The sequence below is a fragment of the Streptomyces sp. NPDC047880 genome, from assembly GCF_040706515.1.
GTDB lineage: Bacteria > Actinomycetota > Actinomycetes > Streptomycetales > Streptomycetaceae > Streptomyces.
In genome coordinates, this window is sequence record NZ_JBEZOK010000001.1 from 267,719 (window position 1) to 287,270 (window position 19,552).

General features: G+C 64.7%; 21 protein-coding genes. 10 read left to right on the forward strand and 11 right to left on the reverse strand.

Annotated elements, in window-relative coordinates:
• Positions 1–69: 69 nt before the first annotated feature.
• Both AB0937_RS01350 and AB0937_RS01355 read right to left on the reverse strand, forming a co-directional pair.
• The gene (locus AB0937_RS01350) at positions 70–597 is read right to left on the reverse strand and encodes a hypothetical protein (protein ID WP_366708890.1); all 528 of its coding nucleotides are present in this window, start codon (positions 595–597) and stop codon (positions 70–72) included.
• Between the two features lie 487 nt (positions 598–1,084).
• The gene (locus AB0937_RS01355) at positions 1,085–1,258 is read right to left on the reverse strand and encodes a hypothetical protein (RefSeq protein WP_366708891.1); all 174 of its coding nucleotides are present in this window, start codon (positions 1,256–1,258) and stop codon (positions 1,085–1,087) included.
• Positions 1,259–1,277: 19 nt separating this feature from the next.
• On the opposite strand from AB0937_RS01355, the gene AB0937_RS01360 reads away from it, so the two are divergent.
• Both AB0937_RS01360 and AB0937_RS01365 read left to right on the forward strand, forming a co-directional pair.
• Positions 1,278–2,492, forward strand: coding sequence for a SpoIIE family protein phosphatase (locus tag AB0937_RS01360; RefSeq protein WP_366708892.1), 1,215 nt, complete (start codon positions 1,278–1,280; stop codon positions 2,490–2,492).
• Between the two features lie 201 nt (positions 2,493–2,693).
• Positions 2,694–3,254 carry a hypothetical protein gene (locus AB0937_RS01365; protein ID WP_366708893.1) on the forward strand — a complete coding sequence of 187 codons (561 nt, stop codon included), beginning with the start codon at positions 2,694–2,696 and terminating at the stop codon, positions 3,252–3,254.
• Positions 3,255–4,025: 771 nt separating this feature from the next.
• Here AB0937_RS01365 and AB0937_RS01370 read toward each other — a convergent pair.
• Entirely contained in the window at positions 4,026–4,262 is a 237-nt protein-coding gene (locus AB0937_RS01370) for a DUF397 domain-containing protein (protein WP_366708894.1), read from the reverse strand.
• A 304-nt stretch (positions 4,263–4,566) separates the two neighbouring features.
• Here AB0937_RS01370 and AB0937_RS01375 point away from each other — a divergent pair, with 304 nt between their 5' ends.
• Positions 4,567–4,734, forward strand: coding sequence for a hypothetical protein (locus AB0937_RS01375; protein ID WP_366708895.1), 168 nt, complete (start codon positions 4,567–4,569; stop codon positions 4,732–4,734).
• 306 nt (positions 4,735–5,040) lie between these two features.
• Here the strand turns inward: AB0937_RS01375 and AB0937_RS01380 are convergent, their stop codons facing one another.
• The 4 genes from AB0937_RS01380 to AB0937_RS01395 form a co-directional block, all read right to left on the reverse strand.
• Positions 5,041–6,336, reverse strand: coding sequence for a GNAT family N-acetyltransferase (locus tag AB0937_RS01380; RefSeq protein ID WP_366708896.1), 1,296 nt, complete (start codon positions 6,334–6,336; stop codon positions 5,041–5,043).
• Between the two features lie 79 nt (positions 6,337–6,415).
• Positions 6,416–7,201, reverse strand: coding sequence for a hypothetical protein (locus AB0937_RS01385; RefSeq protein WP_366708897.1), 786 nt, complete (start codon positions 7,199–7,201; stop codon positions 6,416–6,418).
• A 119-nt stretch (positions 7,202–7,320) separates the two neighbouring features.
• Positions 7,321–8,001 carry a DUF488 family protein gene (locus tag AB0937_RS01390; protein ID WP_366708898.1) on the reverse strand — a complete coding sequence of 227 codons (681 nt, stop codon included), beginning with the start codon at positions 7,999–8,001 and terminating at the stop codon, positions 7,321–7,323.
• Positions 8,002–8,468: 467 nt separating this feature from the next.
• Positions 8,469–9,224 (reverse strand): GntR family transcriptional regulator, encoded by a 756-nt coding sequence (locus AB0937_RS01395; RefSeq protein WP_366708899.1) that lies wholly within the window; start codon positions 9,222–9,224, stop codon positions 8,469–8,471.
• 79 nt (positions 9,225–9,303) lie between these two features.
• Here AB0937_RS01395 and AB0937_RS01400 point away from each other — a divergent pair, with 79 nt between their 5' ends.
• Together AB0937_RS01400 and AB0937_RS01405 are read left to right on the forward strand one after the other, a co-directional pair.
• The gene (locus tag AB0937_RS01400) at positions 9,304–9,582 is read left to right on the forward strand and encodes a hypothetical protein (RefSeq protein WP_366708900.1); all 279 of its coding nucleotides are present in this window, start codon (positions 9,304–9,306) and stop codon (positions 9,580–9,582) included.
• 583 nt (positions 9,583–10,165) lie between these two features.
• Positions 10,166–10,462 (forward strand): hypothetical protein, encoded by a 297-nt coding sequence (locus tag AB0937_RS01405; RefSeq protein WP_366708901.1) that lies wholly within the window; start codon positions 10,166–10,168, stop codon positions 10,460–10,462.
• Between the two features lie 276 nt (positions 10,463–10,738).
• Here AB0937_RS01405 and AB0937_RS01410 read toward each other — a convergent pair whose 3' ends face one another.
• Positions 10,739–11,716 carry a hypothetical protein gene (locus AB0937_RS01410; RefSeq protein ID WP_366708902.1) on the reverse strand — a complete coding sequence of 326 codons (978 nt, stop codon included), beginning with the start codon at positions 11,714–11,716 and terminating at the stop codon, positions 10,739–10,741.
• Between the two features lie 225 nt (positions 11,717–11,941).
• On the opposite strand from AB0937_RS01410, the gene AB0937_RS01415 reads away from it, so the two are divergent.
• The 3 genes from AB0937_RS01415 (at position 11,942) to AB0937_RS01425 (ending at position 14,293) form a co-directional block, all read left to right on the forward strand.
• Entirely contained in the window at positions 11,942–12,400 is a 459-nt protein-coding gene (locus AB0937_RS01415; RefSeq protein WP_366708903.1) for a hypothetical protein, read from the forward strand.
• Positions 12,401–12,655: 255 nt separating this feature from the next.
• Positions 12,656–13,777 (forward strand): DUF5677 domain-containing protein, encoded by a 1,122-nt coding sequence (locus AB0937_RS01420; RefSeq protein ID WP_366708904.1) that lies wholly within the window; start codon positions 12,656–12,658, stop codon positions 13,775–13,777.
• A 240-nt stretch (positions 13,778–14,017) separates the two neighbouring features.
• A complete protein-coding gene (locus tag AB0937_RS01425) occupies positions 14,018–14,293 on the forward strand; it encodes a hypothetical protein (RefSeq protein WP_366708905.1) in 276 nt (91 codons plus the stop codon).
• 211 nt (positions 14,294–14,504) lie between these two features.
• Here AB0937_RS01425 and AB0937_RS01430 read toward each other — a convergent pair whose 3' ends face one another.
• Complete coding sequence (locus AB0937_RS01430; RefSeq protein WP_366708906.1) at positions 14,505–15,074, reverse strand: hypothetical protein; 570 nt, start codon at positions 15,072–15,074, stop codon at positions 14,505–14,507.
• A 479-nt stretch (positions 15,075–15,553) separates the two neighbouring features.
• Here AB0937_RS01430 and AB0937_RS01435 point away from each other — a divergent pair, with 479 nt between their 5' ends.
• Positions 15,554–16,165: a hypothetical protein gene (locus AB0937_RS01435; protein WP_366708907.1), complete on the forward strand. Its 612-nt coding sequence runs from the start codon at positions 15,554–15,556 to the stop codon at positions 16,163–16,165.
• A 38-nt stretch (positions 16,166–16,203) separates the two neighbouring features.
• Here the strand turns inward: AB0937_RS01435 and AB0937_RS01440 are convergent, their stop codons facing one another.
• On the reverse strand, positions 16,204–16,734 hold the full coding sequence (locus AB0937_RS01440) for a hypothetical protein (protein ID WP_366708908.1): 531 nt from the start codon (positions 16,732–16,734) through the stop codon (positions 16,204–16,206).
• 606 nt (positions 16,735–17,340) lie between these two features.
• On the opposite strand from AB0937_RS01440, the gene AB0937_RS01445 reads away from it, so the two are divergent.
• Complete coding sequence (locus AB0937_RS01445) at positions 17,341–18,135, forward strand: NUDIX domain-containing protein (RefSeq protein ID WP_366708909.1); 795 nt, start codon at positions 17,341–17,343, stop codon at positions 18,133–18,135.
• On the opposite strand, the gene AB0937_RS01450 is transcribed toward AB0937_RS01445, so the two are convergent.
• A complete protein-coding gene (locus tag AB0937_RS01450) occupies positions 18,119–19,159 on the reverse strand; it encodes an XRE family transcriptional regulator (protein WP_366709327.1) in 1,041 nt (346 codons plus the stop codon). The genes AB0937_RS01445 and AB0937_RS01450 overlap by 17 nt on opposite strands.
• Between the last annotated feature and the right edge of the window lie 393 nt (positions 19,160–19,552).

Consider the following 19,552-nt stretch of genomic DNA (forward strand, 5'->3'; position numbering starts at 1 on the left):
TCGGCCCCGTCCGCAAAAGCATCGGGTGACATCCCGTCAGTGTTCAGACAGCGGCTCGGCTCGGCTTGTTCAGAGGTCGTCCTCATCGACGGGTTCGGGTTCGCCGATGCAGGCGAGATCGAGGACGTAGCGCTCGGCGACGGGGCAGTTGTCCCAGGCTTCGGTGAGCCGGCCTTCCGGGGAGCCGTCGGTGAGCCGGCCGAGGGTGGTGTTGTAGTAGTCGGCTGCTGCCCGGCGTCCCTGCCACCAGGCGTGGCCCTCGTAGACGCCGGGGCGGGGCAGGGTGATCTCGGCGGCGGGTCCGCGATCGAGCTGGCCGATGACCAGGATGCCTGTTTCGGATTCGAGGCTGACGTCGATGTGGCCTTCGGCTTCGGCGGGCGGGGCGGGGGGTGTGTCCCAGATGCGGATCGTCATCCGGACCCTCATGTCCGGTTGCAGGCTCAGGAGATACAGGTGGTATCCGTTACCGGCCACCACCTGTATCTCCGCAGCGTCCAGAGCCGCTTCGTCGCCGAGGCAGGCGTCAGCGTCGTAGACCTCCAGTACGCGGCGGCCGGGGATGGCGGTGACGTTGTGTTCGGCGAGCAGAGTCATGGGCAGGGGTACCTTCCCGCTGGTTGGTGATTTGTACGAGCACCGTTGCGCCACGCTAGGCCCGGGCGACGCGGCAGCAGAGCCCAAGTGGTGCTGGGCACCTCACCGAAGGGGAGAAGGCAGACGGCGCTGGGAGGCCCGGCCAGGATCTTCTCCTGGTCTGCTCCCTACGATCTCCAGGAACCACTCAGGGGCCCGACCCGCACTGCGGATCAGGCCCCTGACCTGGTAATTCACTGTCGGCGTGGCGGGATTTGAACCCACGACCTCTTCGTCCCGAAGCAACTTCGGTGGGCGTCATGCCTTGGTAGGGCGTGCCGTTCACCTGCGCTGATGGTCCGCAGACGTCCGCGCTCGTCCGTCGTTGTTCGTCGGCGTTGTCACGCAGTCAGACACTCGCGGCTGTCGCCTGCTACAGCTGTCGTTAGTAGTCGTCACCGGTCGCCGCTGAGCGGCCTCGGACGGCCCAGAGACGGCCCCGCGGAGATCACTCGTCGGCTGCCGGCCCCTCATCAAGCCGGACCTTGGCCTGGAGGTTGCGGGCGGTGCGCCAGAGGACCTCCCCATTAACCAGGGCCTTGGCTTCTTGATCGGGTTGTCGCCGACAGAGGAAGGCCCGGGTCTCCATCAGGAGGATGCCGGTAAGCGTGAATCGCACCATGTGTCCATATTCTGAATCCATGATTATCGACTACGCGTCAGTGTTCCAAGCGCTGCCGGGCGCGGTCGCTCTGCTGACGCCCGAGCTGGTCTTCGCCGACGCCAACCTCGCGTGGCTGCGCCAGGCCGGACGCAGCCGCGACCAGGTGGTGGGCCGCTACCTCTTCGACGCCTTCCCCGGCAGCCCGCGGGACCCGGCAGCCTCCGATGCCCGCCACCTGGAGGCATCCCTGCGCGAGGTCCTGGCCAACCGCAAGATCGACATGGACCTGCAGCGCTACGACGTGGAATCCGCGCAGCGCCCCGGCCATTGGGAGGAACGCTACTGGAGCGTGGTCAACGCGCCCGTCTTCGCGCCCGACGGCCAGATCGCCCTGGTGATCCACCGCGTCGAGGAAGTCACTGACCTCCTGCGCGCCACCAGCCGGCCGGACGGCTCCCTCCAGCTCGAGGCCGAGCTCTTCAGCCGGATGCGGCAGCTGCACGAAATCAACGAGCGCCTGCGTCGCGCTCACGCCCGCGAGCGTGAGGTCGCCCTCTCCCTGCAGCGCGCCATGCTCCCCGTTCCGCCCCCGATCGGCCCTCACCGGTTCGCCGTCCGCTACCGGCCCGCGGTCGGCTCCCTCAATGTCTGTGGCGATTGGTACGACCTGGTCCAACTTCAGGACGGCGACAAGATCGCCGTGGCCGTGGGCGATGTCGTCGGCCACGGCCTGGAGGCCGCAGGCATCATGGGCCAGCTCCGCAGCGCCCTGTCCGCCACCTCCCTGGTCGCCACCGGCCCCGCACAGGCCCTCGAGGTCCTCGGCCGGTACGCGCATTGCGTCACCGGCGCCGAGTCGACCACCGCGGTGACCGCCTTCATCGACTTCAGCCGCCACCTCATCACCTACTCCAGCGCCGGCCACCCCCCTCCGGTCCTTCTTCGTACCGACGGCACGGTGGAGTTGTTGGACCAGGCGACCGATCCGCCGCTGGATGCCGTCTTCGAGTCCAGTCCTCGGCCGGAAGCCACCACCGCCTTCACCGACGGCGGCACCCTCCTGCTCTACACCGACGGACTCATCGAACGCCGCCACCAGGACATCGACACCGGACTCAGCCAACTCACCGACGCCCTGATCCGCCACAAGGAACTCACCACCCCCGGAGCACTCGCCGATGCTGTGATGAACGACCTGATCCCCGCCGAAGGCGTCACAGACGACACCGCCCTGGTCGTCGTCAGCCTGTGAGGCGTCTCAGTGATCACACTGCAGGTCTCCGCCCGCCGATGCAGGCCGATGATCAACGATCCGCAACGCCGGGGGCGAGTGCGCCTGGCACAGCGCAGGCCGTCGCCTCACTGCGTCCGCCAACGAACGGGACCCGTCCGGGGCGGACTGCGACGTCTACGGCGGTTGCCGTGGACCACGATCGGGACGGGCATTGGGGCGGTGGCCGCGATCGGCGGCCTCATCTTCACCGGCGTGGCCACCTACTACGCCGCCGTCGTCTCCAGGCAGCAGCTCGACCAGGTCAAGGAGGACCGGGAGCAGGAAAGCCGCGAGCAGGTGTCCCGAATAACCCTGTGGGCAGACCCTTACGGCAAAGAGGGCGGAGGACTCCACATCGCGAACCGGTCACCTGACGCCGCTACTGGCGCAAGTGTTGTCGTCGCGGGCAAGCGTCCGCCGAAGCCGCCATCGCATGAGCTTGCGGTTTACGTCATCCAAGGGCTGACGCTACCGCCGTGCTCCGAACTTGCCCTGAAGGCAACGGACAGCAAGACCCCCCAGAGGGAAGGACACCAGTACTCTCTTGCTGACGAAGGGATGTTCGTGGACTCCCTGCTGTTCACTGATGCCTCTGGCCAACAGTGGAGGCGAACTCGCGATCAGCTTGAAAAGGTGACGCCGGCGGTGACGGTCTCTGCGGGAGGTCCCGGAGGGACTGTTGACAAGGTGCTCCCGAAGTTCAAGGAGACAGCCCTCGACGGCGACTGCGCATACAAGTGAGCTGCCAAACTTCGTTACAGACGAAGGGCGTTGCTGCGATCATCGGCCTGTTCCCGGTGTAGCTGAGCGAAGCGAGGAAAGCGTGACCAGCGTCTATACGGAGCTAACCAAAGAAGCCGCGAAGCGGGGCGGGCCCGCTGCGCTACGGGCCTTCTACCGGAACTTGGGACGGGGGCAAGGCGCCATTGTCGGCGGTGCCGTCGTAGGCGTAGGCGCCTTTCTCTACAACAAAGTGAGTACCCGTCGGGGCAGCTCCTGCGACGCGACGGGGGAGAGGGAAGACGGCCCCGGCAACTCGGCGCCGACCGGAGGGAGCGATGCCCAGCACCTCGAGGATCGAGGAGACAGTCCGCGTGTCGCCACTGCCCCCGGCGTCCTTGACCAGTAGGCGTCGTCTGCCCGGACGCCCCGTCTGTTGTACGCGGCATTCGGGCCTCGTCACACTCGCATACGTGAAGATGCCCCGGATCGCGTGCGCAACCTGCGGCAGGAAGATCGCCGCGCGGATAGTGGCTGGGCATCCCAGCAAGGGGCCAGCTGCGGCGCCATGACCCGAACGAGCGCCCCACGCTCGCACGGCCATCAACTGTCAGATCATCACACCATGCTTGAAGCGCGCGTACGGGAGATGAACGGCCGTGCGGGTACGCGAGGCCGGATCTTGCAGGACGTTCCGCAGTACGGCCTCGGGTAGCGCCACGCCGGTCGCGAGACCGAGACGCCTGAGCCCACGACGACCGTCACGACTCTCCTCACGCCCCAGCTCTCTGCTCAGCCCCGATGCTCACCGATTGCCCCGCTGGCGATCCCGCTGACCAGCGCGCGCATCACCGCCTTCGAGATGAGCAACGGCCCACGGCTGATGTCCTTGGAGTCGCGCACTGCCGCGTGTCCGCCCAGTTCCGCGACCTCCACGCAGTCGTTCGCACCGCCGCTGTACGAGCTCTTCCGCCACCGCGCGTGCGCGAGATCGACGTCGTGCGGGGCAGTCGTGCTGGGCGTGCTCACTCTTCGAGCTCCTTGCTGATGCGTGCGATGTGGGTGCGGGTCTCCGACGGGGCAAGGGCGCTGTCCCTCAACTGGTCGAAGATATCCGTGTAGTTGTCCACGTCAATAGGTCGTTCCCTCCGGGCCGCTACTACTGCCCCAGCCGACGCTGGTGGCGACGTTCCAACCTTGCTGCTCCCGCATCTGCTTGGCGAAGGCGTCCAAGTTTCGGATCTCGCCACCCGCACTTCATCGTGAGGCAGATGCTGATGTACGGGCTGCGAGGGTTGGTGCTGAAGGCCGTCTCCTCGGTCCACGCCACATCGTGGACGTGCTCGCTGAGCCCGGTGCGATCCCGATCGTGCTTGATCCCATGTGCCTTGGCGTACTCATCGAGGTCGTCGATCAGGAAGAGATCGCTCCACCACTGGCCAGGCCATACGGCGAACAGGCGGGACGTGCCCGCAACGGCCCGCTCACATACAGCCCGTGAGTCCCCGTGAGTGACTCTGCCGTCCTCGTGGACTTCGATGTAGCAGGTCGTCCCCGCCGTATAGGGAAAGTCTCTCCCTGCGGCGGCTGCGCTTCTCGGCTCCACTTGCTCCCTGCCAGTGATCGCCCCTGAGGTGGATGCACCCGGTGGCAACCACAATTCCCGGGCCGCGCATGCGCCGACGTAAGACGCACAACATTAGCCTCCGGCTCGTTCAAGATCTGGGCTTCACCGCACGAGGCACAGGACCGGCCGCTGTTCGGACCGGTGTCCGCTGATCAGGCGGCGCGTAAGCTTGCCTGTAGGTCAGCTGAACCAGATGCCGTCGGGTGAGAGCCGGCGTGCGAGGCGCTGGCCGGCGTCACTGATCGGCGTTGACCAGGACACATCGGCAACGTGGCATCCGAAGTCGTCCGCGAGTGCCTGGACGAGCGCGGCGCCGACGCCCTGGTGGCGATAGACGTCCGCCACCCAGATCAGGATGATGCGCGGGCGCAGGGTGGTGTCGTCCTCGTCGCTGGGCGGGGACCCTTGGATCAGATCCCAGTGGCCGTGCTGTCTGGCGTCGTTGGCGGCCAGGTAACCGATGACGTAGTCGTTTGACTTCAACAGGTATGCCCGTACGTTGTCCGGGGTCTCCTCAGGCTCATCAAGGTGGGACCACGTGTTGAAGTCGTAGTGGTTCTCCTTCTGCGGCATTCGCGCCACCTGGTAGACCAGCTTCCGCCACGCGATAGGTGACTGTGACGTCACAACAGCCACGCTGCTCAACCACATCAGGTTCTTGGGCGCTCGGATGCCGAATGCCCATGCTGCGTGATGGGTGGTGTGCTCTTTACCGTTGTCCCGCAGGTTCATGCCGCAGGGGCAGTCCCCGCCGTTCGGCGTCTCCACGGCGCGGAACTGAACGGGCTTCGCGCCGTAACTGAGGTTCTGGTCTCTGCCGCCCACCCAGGGCCGGAAATACGCATCCTCCGGCTCGACGTAGCCGGTCCAGCGGTCCACCCACCCGGGGTACCGCTCGGGAAACTTCTCCCGTATCTGCTTCTCGAAGGGAGAAAGTGTGGGGCGGATCCACACGCTCCCGGCGGTCGCCCGACCGTTTAGGCGTACTCCGCACTTCAGGGCCTTGCCCCGCAGGAACCTCAGGAACGCGCCAGGCGGCGGGTCGAAATCGATGCCGCGGATCAGCTCTCGCTCGCCGGGAGCAAGCCAGTCATCGACGGGAAGCGCCAGCGAGTCGGCGAGCGCGTGGAACCTGCTGTAGTCGTGGTCGAGTTCCGCTGAGCGGAGCGCCTCGACCGTTGCCTCGACGTGTGGGAACGGAACGAACAGGGTGACCCAGCGCGGGCCGTTCCCCCACGAGAAGTCGCCCGAGTAGCCGTCGTACCAGATGCGGTCGATGTACGCGTCTCGAGCCCTGGCGACAGCTTCGCTGTAGGCGGCGGGCAGCTCAGGGTCGTGTCCTTGAGAGGTCGCGGTGTCGACGTACCCATCGCGGTCGAGCTCGACCGTGGCGTACCAGCGGTGGGGCCGGACACGGATTTTCCGGGAGCGCCAGTCGCGGGGGTCAGGGTCGAGGTAGGTAGTTCGTTCGGTCATGTGCTCTGCCTATTACCTCTACGGAGACCAGCCATTGGACGTCAAACAAACTGTCGCGAGAGTAGTGAGGACACGTGGTTCAGTCGCCGAACAGGCTGTCCTGGACGTACTCGACGACACTCGCCTTCGGGTAGAAGAGGCCCAGCAGCATGAAGGTCCTGGGGTGAGCCGCGATGTTGCCGACGAAGAAGTGGACGGCACGGTCCGGGGAGAAGATGCGGTCGTGCCAGGTATCCCGGAGCTTCTCCTGTACAGCGTCCTCGCCGTACTTGCGCCGGAACTTGCGGTACGACGCACCTGCCTCCCAGTCCTTCAGTGCCATGTCATGCCTCGGGCAGCCAGCGTCCGCGCAGCGGAACCGGTAGCGGAATTCCAGCGGTACCCACTCAAGCGGGGCCAAGTCTTGCTCCAGGAGGTCCAGTTGCCCTGCCAGTGCCGCCTTGGATTCGGACCAGCGCTCGGCCGCCGTCAGCCGGAAGCTGACATCAGTGGGCCGGAAAACGCCAAGCGAGGTTCCGTACTCCTGTTGGTCCCTCTTGATGGCACACAAGGACGGCGCGACGAGAGGCTCGACGTACTTGTACCGCTCCCTCCAGTCTCCGCCCGCCGCAACCGCGCCCACGATCTCGAGCGTGCCGAGGTCCGGCCGCAGGCTTTCGGGCCGTGAGTCCCGCCGGCCGTGCGGCTCGACGTCGACCTCGATGATCGAGTACTTGGAGAACTGGGCGTCCTCGGTGAGGAGCCGGAAAGGCACAGGGAAGAGCCGCACGTGCTGAGGTGTCCCCTGATCCAGGCGTATGCCCGCCACACAGCTGGTCTCGCGGTACTTGTTGGAAAGCTCGGGATATGTCTTGACCGTGATCATGATCCGTGCGCGCTGCCGATTCCCCGATCCCATGGGTGCCCCCTCCAGCGATCTCCCGATCCGATTGGAGGAGAGGCATGCGCCATCGGCAAGGGCGCGTGCAGGAGCGAGGGCTGAAGTCAGGCCAGGGGAATTACAGGTACGGAGGCCCGTTTGCGGACCGTCTCCAGGACGACTTGCCGGTGGCAACGGCTTTCGTCCTTCTCAAAGCACAGCACCGCGACCCTGGACTGCCGAGCGTGCTCGGCGAGGCGATCGAGGTCGGACTGGGCCTCCTCAGACCGCAGCACGCCACGGAACCGGGCCCTGCCTACATTGAGTCGGCCGTCCCAGAACGGCGCCCGGTTGTCCTTGGGATTGCCCAGGCCACGCAGGTGCGTGTACTCGATGCCGGCCTCGGCAAGCGCCTCCCCGAGGCGGGTCTTGCTGAAGCCCTTCTTGCGGCTGATCGGCGTGAGTCGTACGTCCGCCACGACATCAATACGGCTGTCGAGGAGCGAGGCGACGAACGAGTCGATGTCCCGGCCTTCGTACCCAGCGGACCAAAGGCCGGGAGCGATCTTGGTCTCCCGGAAGAGTTCGTCGAGGGAGACCTCAAGAGCCTCAGCGACCGCGCCGACGGTGAAGAAACCTGGCTGAATTGCTCCCTCGCTCTCCAGACGGGCCAGCGTCCCGACGGCGATGCCCGCTTCCTTCGCGAGCCGCTCACGCGTCCACCCACGGGCCTCCCGCAACGCACGCACCCGCTGGGCGAGGGCGCGGGCGTGGTCGTGAGGACGCGCTGAGTAATGGCCTGCCATGTGTCGTGATCCTAACGGCCGTTGAGGCGGCTGGGCATGGTGTTCTTGGTCAGCCACGGAGCTGGATTCGCGAACGCGCAGGTCGGGTGCCCTCAGCCGTGGCACTGACCACAGCCTCGGCGGTCATCCCCTGGGAGAGCCCGACCAAGATCTTCTCCCAGATTTCTCCCAAACGATCTCCAGGAAGCACTCAGGGGCCTGATCCACTCACTGGATCAGGCCCCTGACCTGGTACTTCACTGTCGGGGTGGCGGGATTTGAACCCACGACCTCTTCGTCCCGAAGCAACTTGGGTGTGCGGCTGACCTTGAGCCGGTACGCCTCTCACCTGCTGCGATGGTCCGCAGGTGTGCGCGGTCGTCCGCCGCTGTTCGTGGGCGTTGTCACGCAGTTAGACACTCAGGATCCTTCGGGCTTCGGCTGCTCACCGCGCCGGGGATGGTCGCGTCGCAGCCGAGCGCTTGCGCCTATCGGTTGATCGGGATCTCGTAGACGATCTCGCAGTGAGCGGCGGGCACGACGATGTCCGCTGTCTCGACGGGGCGCCCGTCGTCGCTGTAGTACGTCCGCCGGATGTGCGTGACGAGCGCGGCCTTCTGGATGCCCAGAAGTGAGGCCTCTTCGGCGGTCGCCTGTCGTGGCTCGGGCTGCTCCACGGCGTGGCTCACAGTGACGCCGATCGCGGCCATCCGGTTCACGACACCGGCCCCGGCGTGCGGGCCTCCCTCAGGAAGAACGACGAGCGTGCCCGCGGTGAGGTCGTACGGCTCCCAACTCGTCGACAGCTGCACCGGCCTGCCGTCGGCGAGGAACTCGTACTTGGTTCGGACGCACAGGTCACCCTCGGCGATTCCGAGTCGGGCGGCGATGTCGGCCGGGGCCGGCACTTTGGCGTCGGTCCTGCTCTCCCAGTCGCCTTGCTTGCCCAGGGCCTTCATATCCGCACGGAACGGCGACTTCTCGGGCTGCTCGCGCGCGGACGACCGGACGATACGTACCCGTTGCCGGGGCTCGGCGACGTAGGTCCCCGATCCGGCGCGGCCTTCCAGCACGCCCTGCGAGATCAGCAGTTCTTGCGCCCGACGGACCACGTTCTCGCCCACGCCGCACTCCTGGCCGATCTGAGCGCGCGACGGCAGGCGGTCCCCCGGCTCCCACATGTGCTCCGCGATCCGCCGCCGGAGTTCGTCGGCGATGCGGAGGTAGGGCGGCTGCTCAGACATATGGAAAATCTAGTCCACTAGCTCTAATCTAGTTAACTAGCTTCACTCAAAGTGATCGCCGGTTAACGGAGGCTGCCCTGTGCCCGCTTCGGGAGTCCGCGCGGCAGCCATCGCTGCCCGACTGTCCGACCTCGGGCTTCCTGCGCGTTGGGAGGAGCACGACCGGCACACCTCGGTCGAGGCGGAGGTGCCTGAATCACTCCCCGCCGACTTATGGCGGGAGGTTCTGAAGGCTGTGGCTGAGGCCGACCGGTTCGGACTCCTCGCCACCAGCCTGAACGACCGCACCCTCTGGGCGGTCGTACGCAAAGCGGTCCCCACGACGGGCGATGTCGGGGGACCGGGCCATCAGCGATAGGAGCTGACCAGCGTGCTCAACCGTATCCGCCGTGCCGCCTCGCTCACCAGAGTGCGGTACTTCCCCAAGGGCAGGCACCGCCGCCCCTTACTGCCGTCTCGGCCGACACGTGTTTCCGCTTCTGCTGCATCCGCTGACGAGTCGACGGTCGTCCGGGACCCCGCTCTCGACGGAGCGGGTCACTGGCATTCGCTCCGGGGTGAGGACACCGCACTTGTCCGTCCGTACGTTCTGGCTCACGAAGAACGCGCGCGACGGCACCCGACGGTTGTCATCGCTCCCCAGCTGCCGACCGACGCCTGGTCGACTCTCCTGGGGGTCCACTGATGCCCTCGCAGCGACAGACTCTTGGCACGGACACCTCGTACCGCTCGACTGCCTGCCAGATCGGCACGCACCGAGCCTGCGCGGAATCCTCTCCGGAATCGGCGCCGGTCGACCTGCCTTTGATCTACGAGGCTTGCGACTGCCTGTGTCACTCGGCGCCTTGTCAGTCCGGGCCTGGGAGCCAAGCGGTCAGCGAGTCGGCATTCACCGGCACGCCGGCACCGAACGCCGAGATCACCGAGAGGCTCACGCAGGAATGACGACACAGGACGAACTGCGGCTTCTCCCGTGGGCAGGGCCGGATGGCAAACCGTGCTACTTGAGCACCGATGACCAAGGCGGTTACGTCTCCCGCCTGGCCGACCACATCGAGGCGTTCCAACTCGGCATGGCGTCTCAACTGCTGGAGCACTCGCGTCAGGTACTCGACGACGAGACCGAAGACCCGGAGGAGCTGAACCTTCTTGCCGCCCAGCTGACCAGCGCACTGCGAGACGTGTTGCGTGTAGCGACTAGCCGCGGACGTGGTCACCTCGCGCCTCAACGCCCCTGAGAGGAACGGTGCTGCTCAGCCACAACTGATCATGGGCGGCCGTGACCTGCGGCCGCCTAAACGATCAGCGTCCTGACCTGCTGCTGAGCTGTCGGCAGTTGTCGGCGTTGGTCATCGTTGAGCGCCCTTCCACGGCCCGAGGACGGCCCGGAAGGGCGCTCGTGTGTGAGCACTCATCGATCGAGCGCTGTGCAACACGTAACCGACGCCTCAGGCCGTCGTGCTGGATTACCCGTGGATGCAGCCGTACGTCGTTGTTGATGTCACCTGCAGACGTCAGGATCGTTGATCGCCTGTTGTCGCCTTAGCTTGGGGTGCCCCACCATCGGCAGGCGCTCGTGCGGATTCACTCATCGGACACCACTCCAACCATACGGCGATGCCTGCGTGCGAGAACCCGTGCTCGCCTTTCAGTGATTCTCCTACAGGCGCCAATGAGAGTTCATCGGCTCCTATGCGTGCACGAAAGTCCAGGTCTCTGAGCGCGGGGCCGCCTATTTTTAGCGCTACTGAGAGCGCCGGGACGCTCAAGATGAGGGGCTGATCTCCGATAGCGCGATGATAAGTCGTGCCCACCACTCTGGATTCACATGTTCCGGAGGGCGGGATTTCTGGCAGGCTGCTAGCCGAGATGAGCTCCTCTCGGAGCGTGGCACTGCCATCTTCCTTAACCTGCACGAATGGCTGCAGTTGCTCAACATTCCATCTCTCTCTATGGCTCACCGCTACCCGATTTTCGATAGCAGGTTCGGTAACAATGACCTCGAAGTCCTCAATTTCACTACTCGGTACCCCGTCGATGGCGTGCCCCAGCCAGGGAGCGGAGGCGCCCCAGCTTGACCTGGATATGTTGTGCTTAATGCTTCGCGTGGTGCATTTAGCCTTCAGAATTTCCCCCACGTCATGCCAGGAGAGTTCTATGCTTATCTCCACGGTTGAACTCATTCGATCGATGGATCCGATCGAATCGCGCAGCTTTTCCACGTACTCCTGCGGGGCGTTGGTGCCCCACAGCGTCTTCACGACTAGTCCTGCCACATCTTTGACCAGGGCAGTCTTGAGTACACCATCCACGCAATATCCGAGGAGGCCAGCTATGAAAAGCGCTTCCCCCAGAGAGCTCAGAAGATCTCCATGCCATTCATCTTTTGAATGGAAAGCGAAGTGTACTAGCGCAACGAGAAGCGCGCCGATAATTAGTGCTCCTGGCAGCAAGAAGCGAAGCCAAACAGACTTATTCTTCTTGGTAGGCATAATTTGAACTCCAGGCCACTTACCTGCATTTTGCCTCTGATTCAATGCTCCACTTAAGCAGGTGATGCCGCAACCGCAGGTGGTCGCCTCGGCGAGAGAATCGGCAAGTCGATAGTTCAATTACTTCCGGCTGGGCTGGGTAGACCGCAAAGTTGAGGTCGGCGGAGCGGGTTTGGCCGGTGACCTGCTGCTGATCCACACCGCGACCCCCGAGGTCGGAAAGCAGTGGACAGACACGGGGGAGATCCACGAGCAACGGGACCTGAAGGGCCGCGCGGAGGGCGAGACGCGCACCGTGCCGGGCATTCCGCCCTGACGCGCATCCTTCGGCAGCACATCGAGGACGAACAGCTCAAGCCCGGTGACCTGCTGTTCCAAGGCGAGTCGGGCGGCATCCTCGCCGGTTCCGTCATCCGTCGAGCGTGGCGCAACACCCGAAAGGCCGTACTGCCCCCGCACGTCTTCGAGTCGCCCACCGGACGGCGCGTCTACGACAACCGCAACACGCGCCTGACGAAGTGGCTGAACGACGGCATCCCGCCCGCCCAGGTAGCCGAGTGGGCCGGGAACAGCGTTGCCGTGCTCCTGGCGACCTACGCCGGCTGCGTCGAGGGCCAGCTGCCCGCACTGAAGCGGCGACTCGAAGCTGCCGGAGATCTCCCCGAGCAGCCGTCCACCGGCTGACGCCGCCGGGCACCAGAACTTCGACACCCGCAAAAACCCGGTAACAGCCGAACAGCCCCGGAGTCCGCCCTTGATCCGCCGTTGCCGTCAGCGCTGCCGTCACTGCCGTCGGCGGTGCTGACGTTGTAAGGAGCGGACGGCTGCCCTCGGTGGGTGCACGCTGCTCCCACGGCATCGCGGCGAAGGTTAACCCCTTGCCTCCCGGAGTAGGGCTGCGATTCAATGGCAGGTTTCCCACACGAGAGGCGAAGGCGCATGAAACCGGAAGACTCGGCACTCCTGCGGTACGCAGTAAACAAGATCAACGAGGATATCAGGGAAGGTTCCTTTAGCAGCCAAGACGAAGACGCGACCGGAAACGCCTTGCTGTTAGCCATGGACGAGGCTATTGGGTTGTCCGACGAACTGGCGCCAGACGATTACAATTGGTTTCTGAGTGAGATGGACAGCAGGCGTCGAGTCCGCAAGAAGATGATGGCGAAGGTCAGGCGCACTCATTTGCGCAGATGGGGACGAGGCCTCCTCCTTTTCGATGACGCATTAACCGCTGCAGAGGTGCTAAATGGGGCCGTCCAGGATGCGATTGGAAAATGGGTCCTGGATGATGAGCCAGCGATCAAAAGGGATAGCCTCCTAGGTGTGCAGGGAATCCTGGGAGGAAAGGCGCTCAAATGCCTTTTGTTGTTGTCGCTCCACTCGCGAGCATGCTCAATCTCCAACGAGATTCGGCTTCTAGCCGAGCATGGCTTCCCCGAAGCGGTAAGGGCTAGGACGAGGAGCTTGCACGAGCTCGGGGTCATCACGCTCGCGCTGTCTGCCCTCGGGCAGCTAGACACTAGCGTTTCTGATCGCTATGGGGCGTGGACACTCGCCGAGGCCCGCAAGGAGGCACGGGCTATCGCAGCACAAGGGGGGACGCCTGATCCACTCGACGAGCAGGAAGCAGAATTGGAGCGTCGGGCAGCCGCAGCATGGGGAAGCGACTTTTTCCGACAGAATGGATGGGCGGCACCACTTTTCCCCGGACGCAGGCCCCCGATCCCCTTCAGTGACATCGAGCAGCTGGTGAATATGGAGCACATGCGCGGCTTCTACATGGCCGGAAATGACGCAATTCATGCAGGTCCAAGCGCACTCATGAACCGCCTGCGGCTCCGCAATGGGTCAGCATTTCCGACTGTGAGCGAGGTTCAGCACCAAACCGTTAGGCATTTCCTGGCCGTCGCTGTTATTGTACTTTCCGATCTTGGCGCAACAGTTTGTAGAGTGGCGGCTTCAATCACGGGAGATTTAGATCTTCTTACCGGCATAAAGCTGGTACGTGACGCTGAGGACCGTGCGGTTTCGGAGTTCAAGAACGACGGAATGAGGGCCTAGCGATTAGGTCGGTGGAGCGGCTTTGGGCTGGAGTTTCAATGGGCGAGTCAAGCGTCGCGGTGTGCGACCAGTAGCCGAAGAAGTGGTGGGCCGGGGTCCTGACCTGCGGCCGTGTAATCGATCAACGCTGCGGCCTGCGACTTAGCTGTCGGTGGTTGTCAGCGTTGGTCGCACCCTTCGACGGCCCCGAGACGGCCCGAGAACGTGCGAAGCGTCCTGTGCCGACGGATGCTGGCGAGTATGAACGTGCGACTGGAAGTGCTGGTGGGTGACGAATGGCGTCCAGTAAGGCGCATGTACCAGGGTGCCGCTCAGCACTTGATCTCTGATCCGTTTCTGCCGGTACCCGAGGAGTCCCAGCAAGACCTATGGCAGCAGGCTGTCAGCACCTTGGGGAAGTTCAGCGGACACCCGGTAAGCGTGATGACTGAGTGCAAGGAAGGGGCAGAGACGGTGCTATTTGGCGCTGGGGCAGCCGGACCATTTCGGGTCGAGCAGATCCAGGATGAGGCCTGAGGTTACAGCGCGATCAACGCCCTCTGAGCTGGCCCCGAGTCGTATGGAGCGGGAGTGGGAATCGAACCCGCGTAGCTAGTTCGGAAGATCGCGTACGCGGCCCCGGCCTGACCTGGCGTAACGCTGACCTGCGGGTTCTCGGACCGTTCGCCGAGACTCCCCGCTGTTCCCCGTTGGCCGCTTCCTCATAGGGCACGCAAGGGGCACGGCGTCACTCGTAGAACCGCGCTGCGCTGAGGGCCCGTGCCATGAACGCCCAGTCGCCCTCAGGCGGGAGCTCCTGGCCGTGGTTCGCGTACCACCCTGGGGCATCGGCCACCCACGCTTCCAGAGCCTCCAGGAAGCTGCCCAGCGTCCGGTTCTCCCATTGGTCGCCGCTCGCTTCATAGTCCTGCTGAAGACGCCTCAGAAAGCCGCTTAGGGCTTCGCGGTCGCCAAGGCGCTCGTTAGGCTCAAGTGGGAGGGGCTCGCGCTCGTCTCCCCAGTCATCGAGTCTGAGCCTGACTTGGAAGTTGCGCTCCGCGTGATCGACCACGCTCCCACTGATAGCGAACCCCAGTGGGGGAGGGACGGTTCCGGGCGGTGAACCGAAGATCTCCGCCAGGCCCACCGCGTCGGGCACCCCGTCGATCTCTACGAACACGCCGAATGGCTGTCGGCCGATGACCCTGCCGGTCACGGCGGCGCCCACTGGCAGCGCGGTCACGGTTGCCGGCCAGGCCCGTCGTATGTCCTCGGGCGTCGGATCCCCCACACCGTTCGGCCACGTGTACTCCGTCATGCGCGCGTCCCCCGGTCATCGCGTACTTGGACCTCTGGCCTCATCCTTATCAGGTCGATCACGCAGCGTCTTCGAGGCGGATCCACCCGCTGCGGGCCTCGATCTGCAGTCCGCTGTCATCCCTGACTAACCGCTGCCGTTCGCTGCTGTTGGTGTCAGGCGTTGGTGTCAGCTCCAGTACAGGATGCCGTGTTGCTCTATGCGGTTTATCCGCTGATCAACACGAACATCGGCGGCTACGATCGCCTGTCATGACCGGTACTTCGCGTCCGCGCTTCTCAGAGAGGCTTGGTGGCCCCGACCCCGACGAAGCTCCCTATGAAGGAGTACCTCAGCACCTGCTTAAGCCTTTGCGGGATTGGGCTGGTGTGCGAGCTACCTGGGGTGAGGGCGTCAGGGGCGATCAAGTGTGCGTTCGCCTGCGCTTGCCCCTCCCCGAGCGACAGACAGCAAGTCAGTACTTCCGAACCCTGACAGGCATGGCCTTGCTGGACGTTGTAGACGCACTGCTGCGGATTCAGGCAGAACGCTACGGAAGTGGCGACGCAGACGGATCGCTTACAGCACTTCTGGATGAGGGCGGGTCGGCCTACCGCGTCAACGACGATGGCGACGGTCTAGAAGCGCGGATCGTGCCGCCTGTCCGTGAGGCAGTCGTGGGCACTGTCAAGGACGCAGCAGCTGTTTCGTCTACGGGGTCTGCTGCCGATCACTTGGCAAGTGCCTGGCAGGCAGCCTATGGATTGCATCCAGACCCGGTGCGGGCGTACAGCGAGGCCATCAAGGCGGTGGAGTCGGCTGCACACGCAGTCGTCCAGGCCAATCACGCCAAAGCCACTTTGGGCACCATGCTCGGAGAGATAGGAAACGCGCGATCGAAGTTCGTAACCGTGCTCGCTACGCCAGCAGGAAAAGATCCCATCGCACCTGTTGAGGGGATGATGCGGGCCCTCTGGGAGGGACAGACCTCTCGGCACGGCAATCAGAACGGCACTGTGCCGGAGAGTTTGGAGGCTGCTAGAGCAGGGGTGCATGTCGCAGCCGCCCTGGTGCAGTGGTTCGCATCGGGGGCAGTCCGCCGTAACCCTTGAGCTAGCTATGTGGGCACTGCCGGTCGCAGCTTGGCAGGTCAGGAATGGTTCAGATAAGCCTGTGCCTGACCGATGAACCGTCCCATGGCCAGCGCGGCAGCTTCTTGTGCCGCCTCCGCCGCCGCGTGTTCCTCGACGCCCTCATCGCCCTGCGCCACAACGTCTCCGAAGGTCCGCAATGCGATCCACCAGGCTCTAGTCGTGTCTTCGACCGGTCCTGCAGTATCCGCTAGGTCGAGGGGCCCTTCGAGGATCACTGCGAACGTCGCTGCCGACAGATCATGCAGACTCTGTGCGGCTGCATCCGCTAAGGGATCCACGTCAGAACCGGTGTAGTGCCCGTTGCAGATCTTGTAGTCGATCTCGTCAAAGAGACGTGTAATGCTCATCGCCTGCTGGACGAGCGCACTGTAGGCATCTCGTTGCATCTGTCGGCGCCACTGGCTGTTCGTCGCATCTATCTGCGTGCGGGTTGCCCAGCGCCCCTGCCAAGCGGCTAGGCCGGCGGCTGTCGTCGTTCCAACGATCCCCACCACAGCACCGAGTAACGCGGCCGTCGCTTGGTCCATGGAGCAATGGTGTCACTGGACTCCTGCTGTGCATCGAGCACATTCCTCAGCCCACCACTCTCCCCAGCTCCCATCCCGTCCGCCGTCGACCCACACACCGTGGAGCGGGCGTGGTCCATGGCGTCCAGGTGGAGCGCGCCACTGTACGAACGACCTGGACGCCATGGGCCGCGTCTGCTCGGCTTTGCCTGGGTCGACGGTGGACGGGATGGGAGCTTCCCGCGCACGCCCCATCGGACCCGCACTCGGCGACGGCGCCCCCTCCATCCCGGTGCCGGCCGATCCCCCGCCGGAGGCATTGTTCTGACCGGGGCCGCTCTATGCGGTGATCGACTCATGGCCACCGGCCCTATCCACATGTGGGCGCGCGTCGGCGCAGCGTGCGCGGAGCGGGCCGAAGGCAGGAGCGCAGCGCGCAGCGGAGCCGGGAAGTGCGCCCGGCGGAGCGGAGCGCAGCCGGGTGCCTTGATGAACGTAGGGAAACTATTACCGCGCTGGACTGATCAATGCTGATCACGGGTGCTGACGCTCACCTACTCACGTGAGTAAGTCCCGGCTACAGTTGTGCTGGCCGACATAGCAGGACGACAGGAGCGTGCTCGCCGGATGGGACCGAAGTCGGAGCGGGTCTACCGCACGATTCGTGAGTGGATCGCTGAGGGCAAGTACTCGCCGGGTTCCAAGCTTCCGTCCGAGCGGACCCTGTCGGAGGACCTGGAGATCGGCCGAACCGCTCTGCGCCAAGTGCTGGCCAAGCTGGTTGCTGAGGGCGTGGTTGAGGTGCACGGCCGTAGCTCTTACCGCGTACCGGATCGATCCGTGACCACGGAAGCGCCGGCGGATGTCGAGCCATGGCAGATCCACGGTGAGCGGACGCTGTATGACAACCGGTGGGTGAAGCTGAGCCTCGTCGACGTTGAGCCGCCCGGCGTCGACCGCTTCGAGCACCATATGGTCAAGCTGCACCATGTGGCGATCGCTGCCGTCATCGACGACCAAGACCGCGTGCTCATGATGTGGCGGTACCGCTTCGTCCCTGATGCCTTCGGTTGGGAGCTGCCGGGCGGCATCGTCGACCAAGGGGAAGACCCTCTTCAGGCTGCGCTGCGTGAGGTCGAGGAAGAGACCGGGTGGCGGCCGAACGCCCTGGAGCACGTGGTCACGTATCAGCCCATGGTCGGCATGGTCGACTCGCCTCACGACATCTTCGTCGGTGAGGGAGCGAAGCTCGTTGGAGAGCCGACCGATCTGGAAGAGGCGGGGCATATCGCCTGGGTTCCGCTGTCTGACATTCCGGGCCTGATGGCTCGTGGTGAGCTGATGGGGTCCGGCACGTTGGTCGCCCTTCTCCACGTGCTCGCTTCACGAGGGTCCGGCGCGTCGCCTACAACCGCTGGGTGAGCTGCTCTATCCGGCGCCTGTGACGTACTGACTTGGTTCGGCTCGCCACGAGTCGGGCTTGCCGCAGGTGCTTCCGGGCTGCGTCGTGTTCCCCGCGGGCCAGGTGGGCTTGGGCCAAGTCGCAGTGGAGTCCGGCTGACGCTCTGACGAACGTGGGGTCGGTCGTCTCCAGTGCCGTGTACAGGTTGTCCACGGCTTCGTCGTCGCCGATCAGGGCAAGTGCGTTCCCGCGCCACCTGGTGAGGTGGCCTTCGTTCAGGAAGATGCTCAGCATGTCCGGATCGCGGGCTTCTTCTCCTGCGGGCAGGTGACGTATCGCAAGGTCGAGGGCCCGTCGGCAGTCCTCTTGGAGCCCAGCTCGGGCGCAGATCTCCGCTTCGGCTGCGTGCAGCCACGCCTTGAGGCGCGGAGACATACCCGGTCCTCCGAGACGCTGCGCTTCTCGAACAAGGTGCACCGCAATTTCCGGGCGCCCGGCGTCGCAGAGCACGTAGGCCTGCTCGGCGGTGGCGTGGGCGAGGTACATCGGTTCCTCGGCCTCTTGGGCGGCGCGCTTGCCCAGCTCGTAGTGACGCCAGGCTCGTTCGACGGCTCCGACGTCAAGAGCCTGCCAGGCTGCGAGTGTTGCCGCACCGGTCAGGGCCAGGGCGACCGGACGTCGGGTCTCCGGGAGTACGGCGAAGGTAAGGGCGTCCTCCAGCCGCGTCAGGTGGGCGGTCATCTGGTCGACCAGGCTTGCGGCGCCCATCTGGCGGTCGATGGTCCGGAGCAGTTCAGTCTGGTCCATGAAGGTCTTCACCATGGTCAGGCTGACGTTCCGCGCCTCGTCGATTCGGTCTATCAGCTCGTCGTAGCCGTCCGCTGCTGCGGGTGCCGGCGGCTGCGCTCCGCCTCCGAGTTCGGCGTCAGTGATGCCGAGGAGGGCGCGAAGAATCTTGGCGTAGTAGCTGGAGATCGTCCGTCGGCCGTTCTCCCATTCCGAGACGTACACTCGCAAACTCGCGGTCGAGGCGACGGTGAGCATGTGCTGACGTGCATGGCGCTCGATCTCCCGCACCAGATGCTCTTGTGACCAGCTCCGTGCCGTTCTTGCTGCCTTGAGTCCACTCATGCGCTACTGCCGTTCCTCCTGGGGTTGTTGAGCCGTAACAGCAGGATGCCTCACGTCAGCGCAGGTGGGGAGGGGTTAACCGGTCTGGTGTTAACCCCTGTTGTCTACCGGGACGTTGTCCGGCGCGCTTTCCTGGAACCGTCGCAGTCAGGCGAGTTGAGGTGCCCGGCTCGCGACAGCGCTTGACATCTGGTGCGCACCAGATGCAACCTTCTGGTGCGCACCAGTTGGGGCGCGAAGCACTCCGCGGCTTTGCTGCGACATTCCATTCACGTTCACAGGAGCGGCGACCCACCGCCAAGCAAG

What these genes read in the sequence shown, in the direction of transcription:
- AB0937_RS01350 (WP_366708890.1), bottom strand. Translation starts at nt 597, where the DNA reads ATGACTCTGCTCGCCGAACACAACGTCACCGCCATCCCCGGCCGCCGC.
- AB0937_RS01355 (WP_366708891.1), bottom strand. Translation starts at nt 1,258, where the DNA reads ATGGTGCGATTCACGCTTACCGGCATCCTCCTGATGGAGACCCGGGCC.
- AB0937_RS01360 (WP_366708892.1), top strand. Translation starts at nt 1,278, where the DNA reads ATGATTATCGACTACGCGTCAGTGTTCCAAGCGCTGCCGGGCGCGGTC.
- AB0937_RS01380 (WP_366708896.1), bottom strand. Translation starts at nt 6,336, where the DNA reads ATGACCGAACGAACTACCTACCTCGACCCTGACCCCCGCGACTGGCGC.
- AB0937_RS01385 (WP_366708897.1), bottom strand. Translation starts at nt 7,201, where the DNA reads ATGATCACGGTCAAGACATATCCCGAGCTTTCCAACAAGTACCGCGAG.
- AB0937_RS01390 (WP_366708898.1), bottom strand. Translation starts at nt 8,001, where the DNA reads ATGGCAGGCCATTACTCAGCGCGTCCTCACGACCACGCCCGCGCCCTC.
- AB0937_RS01395 (WP_366708899.1), bottom strand. Translation starts at nt 9,224, where the DNA reads ATGTCTGAGCAGCCGCCCTACCTCCGCATCGCCGACGAACTCCGGCGG.
- AB0937_RS01405 (WP_366708901.1), top strand. Translation starts at nt 10,166, where the DNA reads ATGACGACACAGGACGAACTGCGGCTTCTCCCGTGGGCAGGGCCGGAT.
- AB0937_RS01410 (WP_366708902.1), bottom strand. Translation starts at nt 11,716, where the DNA reads ATGCCTACCAAGAAGAATAAGTCTGTTTGGCTTCGCTTCTTGCTGCCA.
- AB0937_RS01420 (WP_366708904.1), top strand. Translation starts at nt 12,656, where the DNA reads ATGAAACCGGAAGACTCGGCACTCCTGCGGTACGCAGTAAACAAGATC.
- AB0937_RS01425 (WP_366708905.1), top strand. Translation starts at nt 14,018, where the DNA reads ATGAACGTGCGACTGGAAGTGCTGGTGGGTGACGAATGGCGTCCAGTA.
- AB0937_RS01430 (WP_366708906.1), bottom strand. Translation starts at nt 15,074, where the DNA reads ATGACGGAGTACACGTGGCCGAACGGTGTGGGGGATCCGACGCCCGAG.
- AB0937_RS01435 (WP_366708907.1), top strand. Translation starts at nt 15,554, where the DNA reads ATGGCCTTGCTGGACGTTGTAGACGCACTGCTGCGGATTCAGGCAGAA.
- AB0937_RS01440 (WP_366708908.1), bottom strand. Translation starts at nt 16,734, where the DNA reads ATGGACCAAGCGACGGCCGCGTTACTCGGTGCTGTGGTGGGGATCGTT.
- AB0937_RS01445 (WP_366708909.1), top strand. Translation starts at nt 17,341, where the DNA reads ATGGGACCGAAGTCGGAGCGGGTCTACCGCACGATTCGTGAGTGGATC.
- AB0937_RS01450 (WP_366709327.1), bottom strand. Translation starts at nt 19,159, where the DNA reads ATGCTCACCGTCGCCTCGACCGCGAGTTTGCGAGTGTACGTCTCGGAA.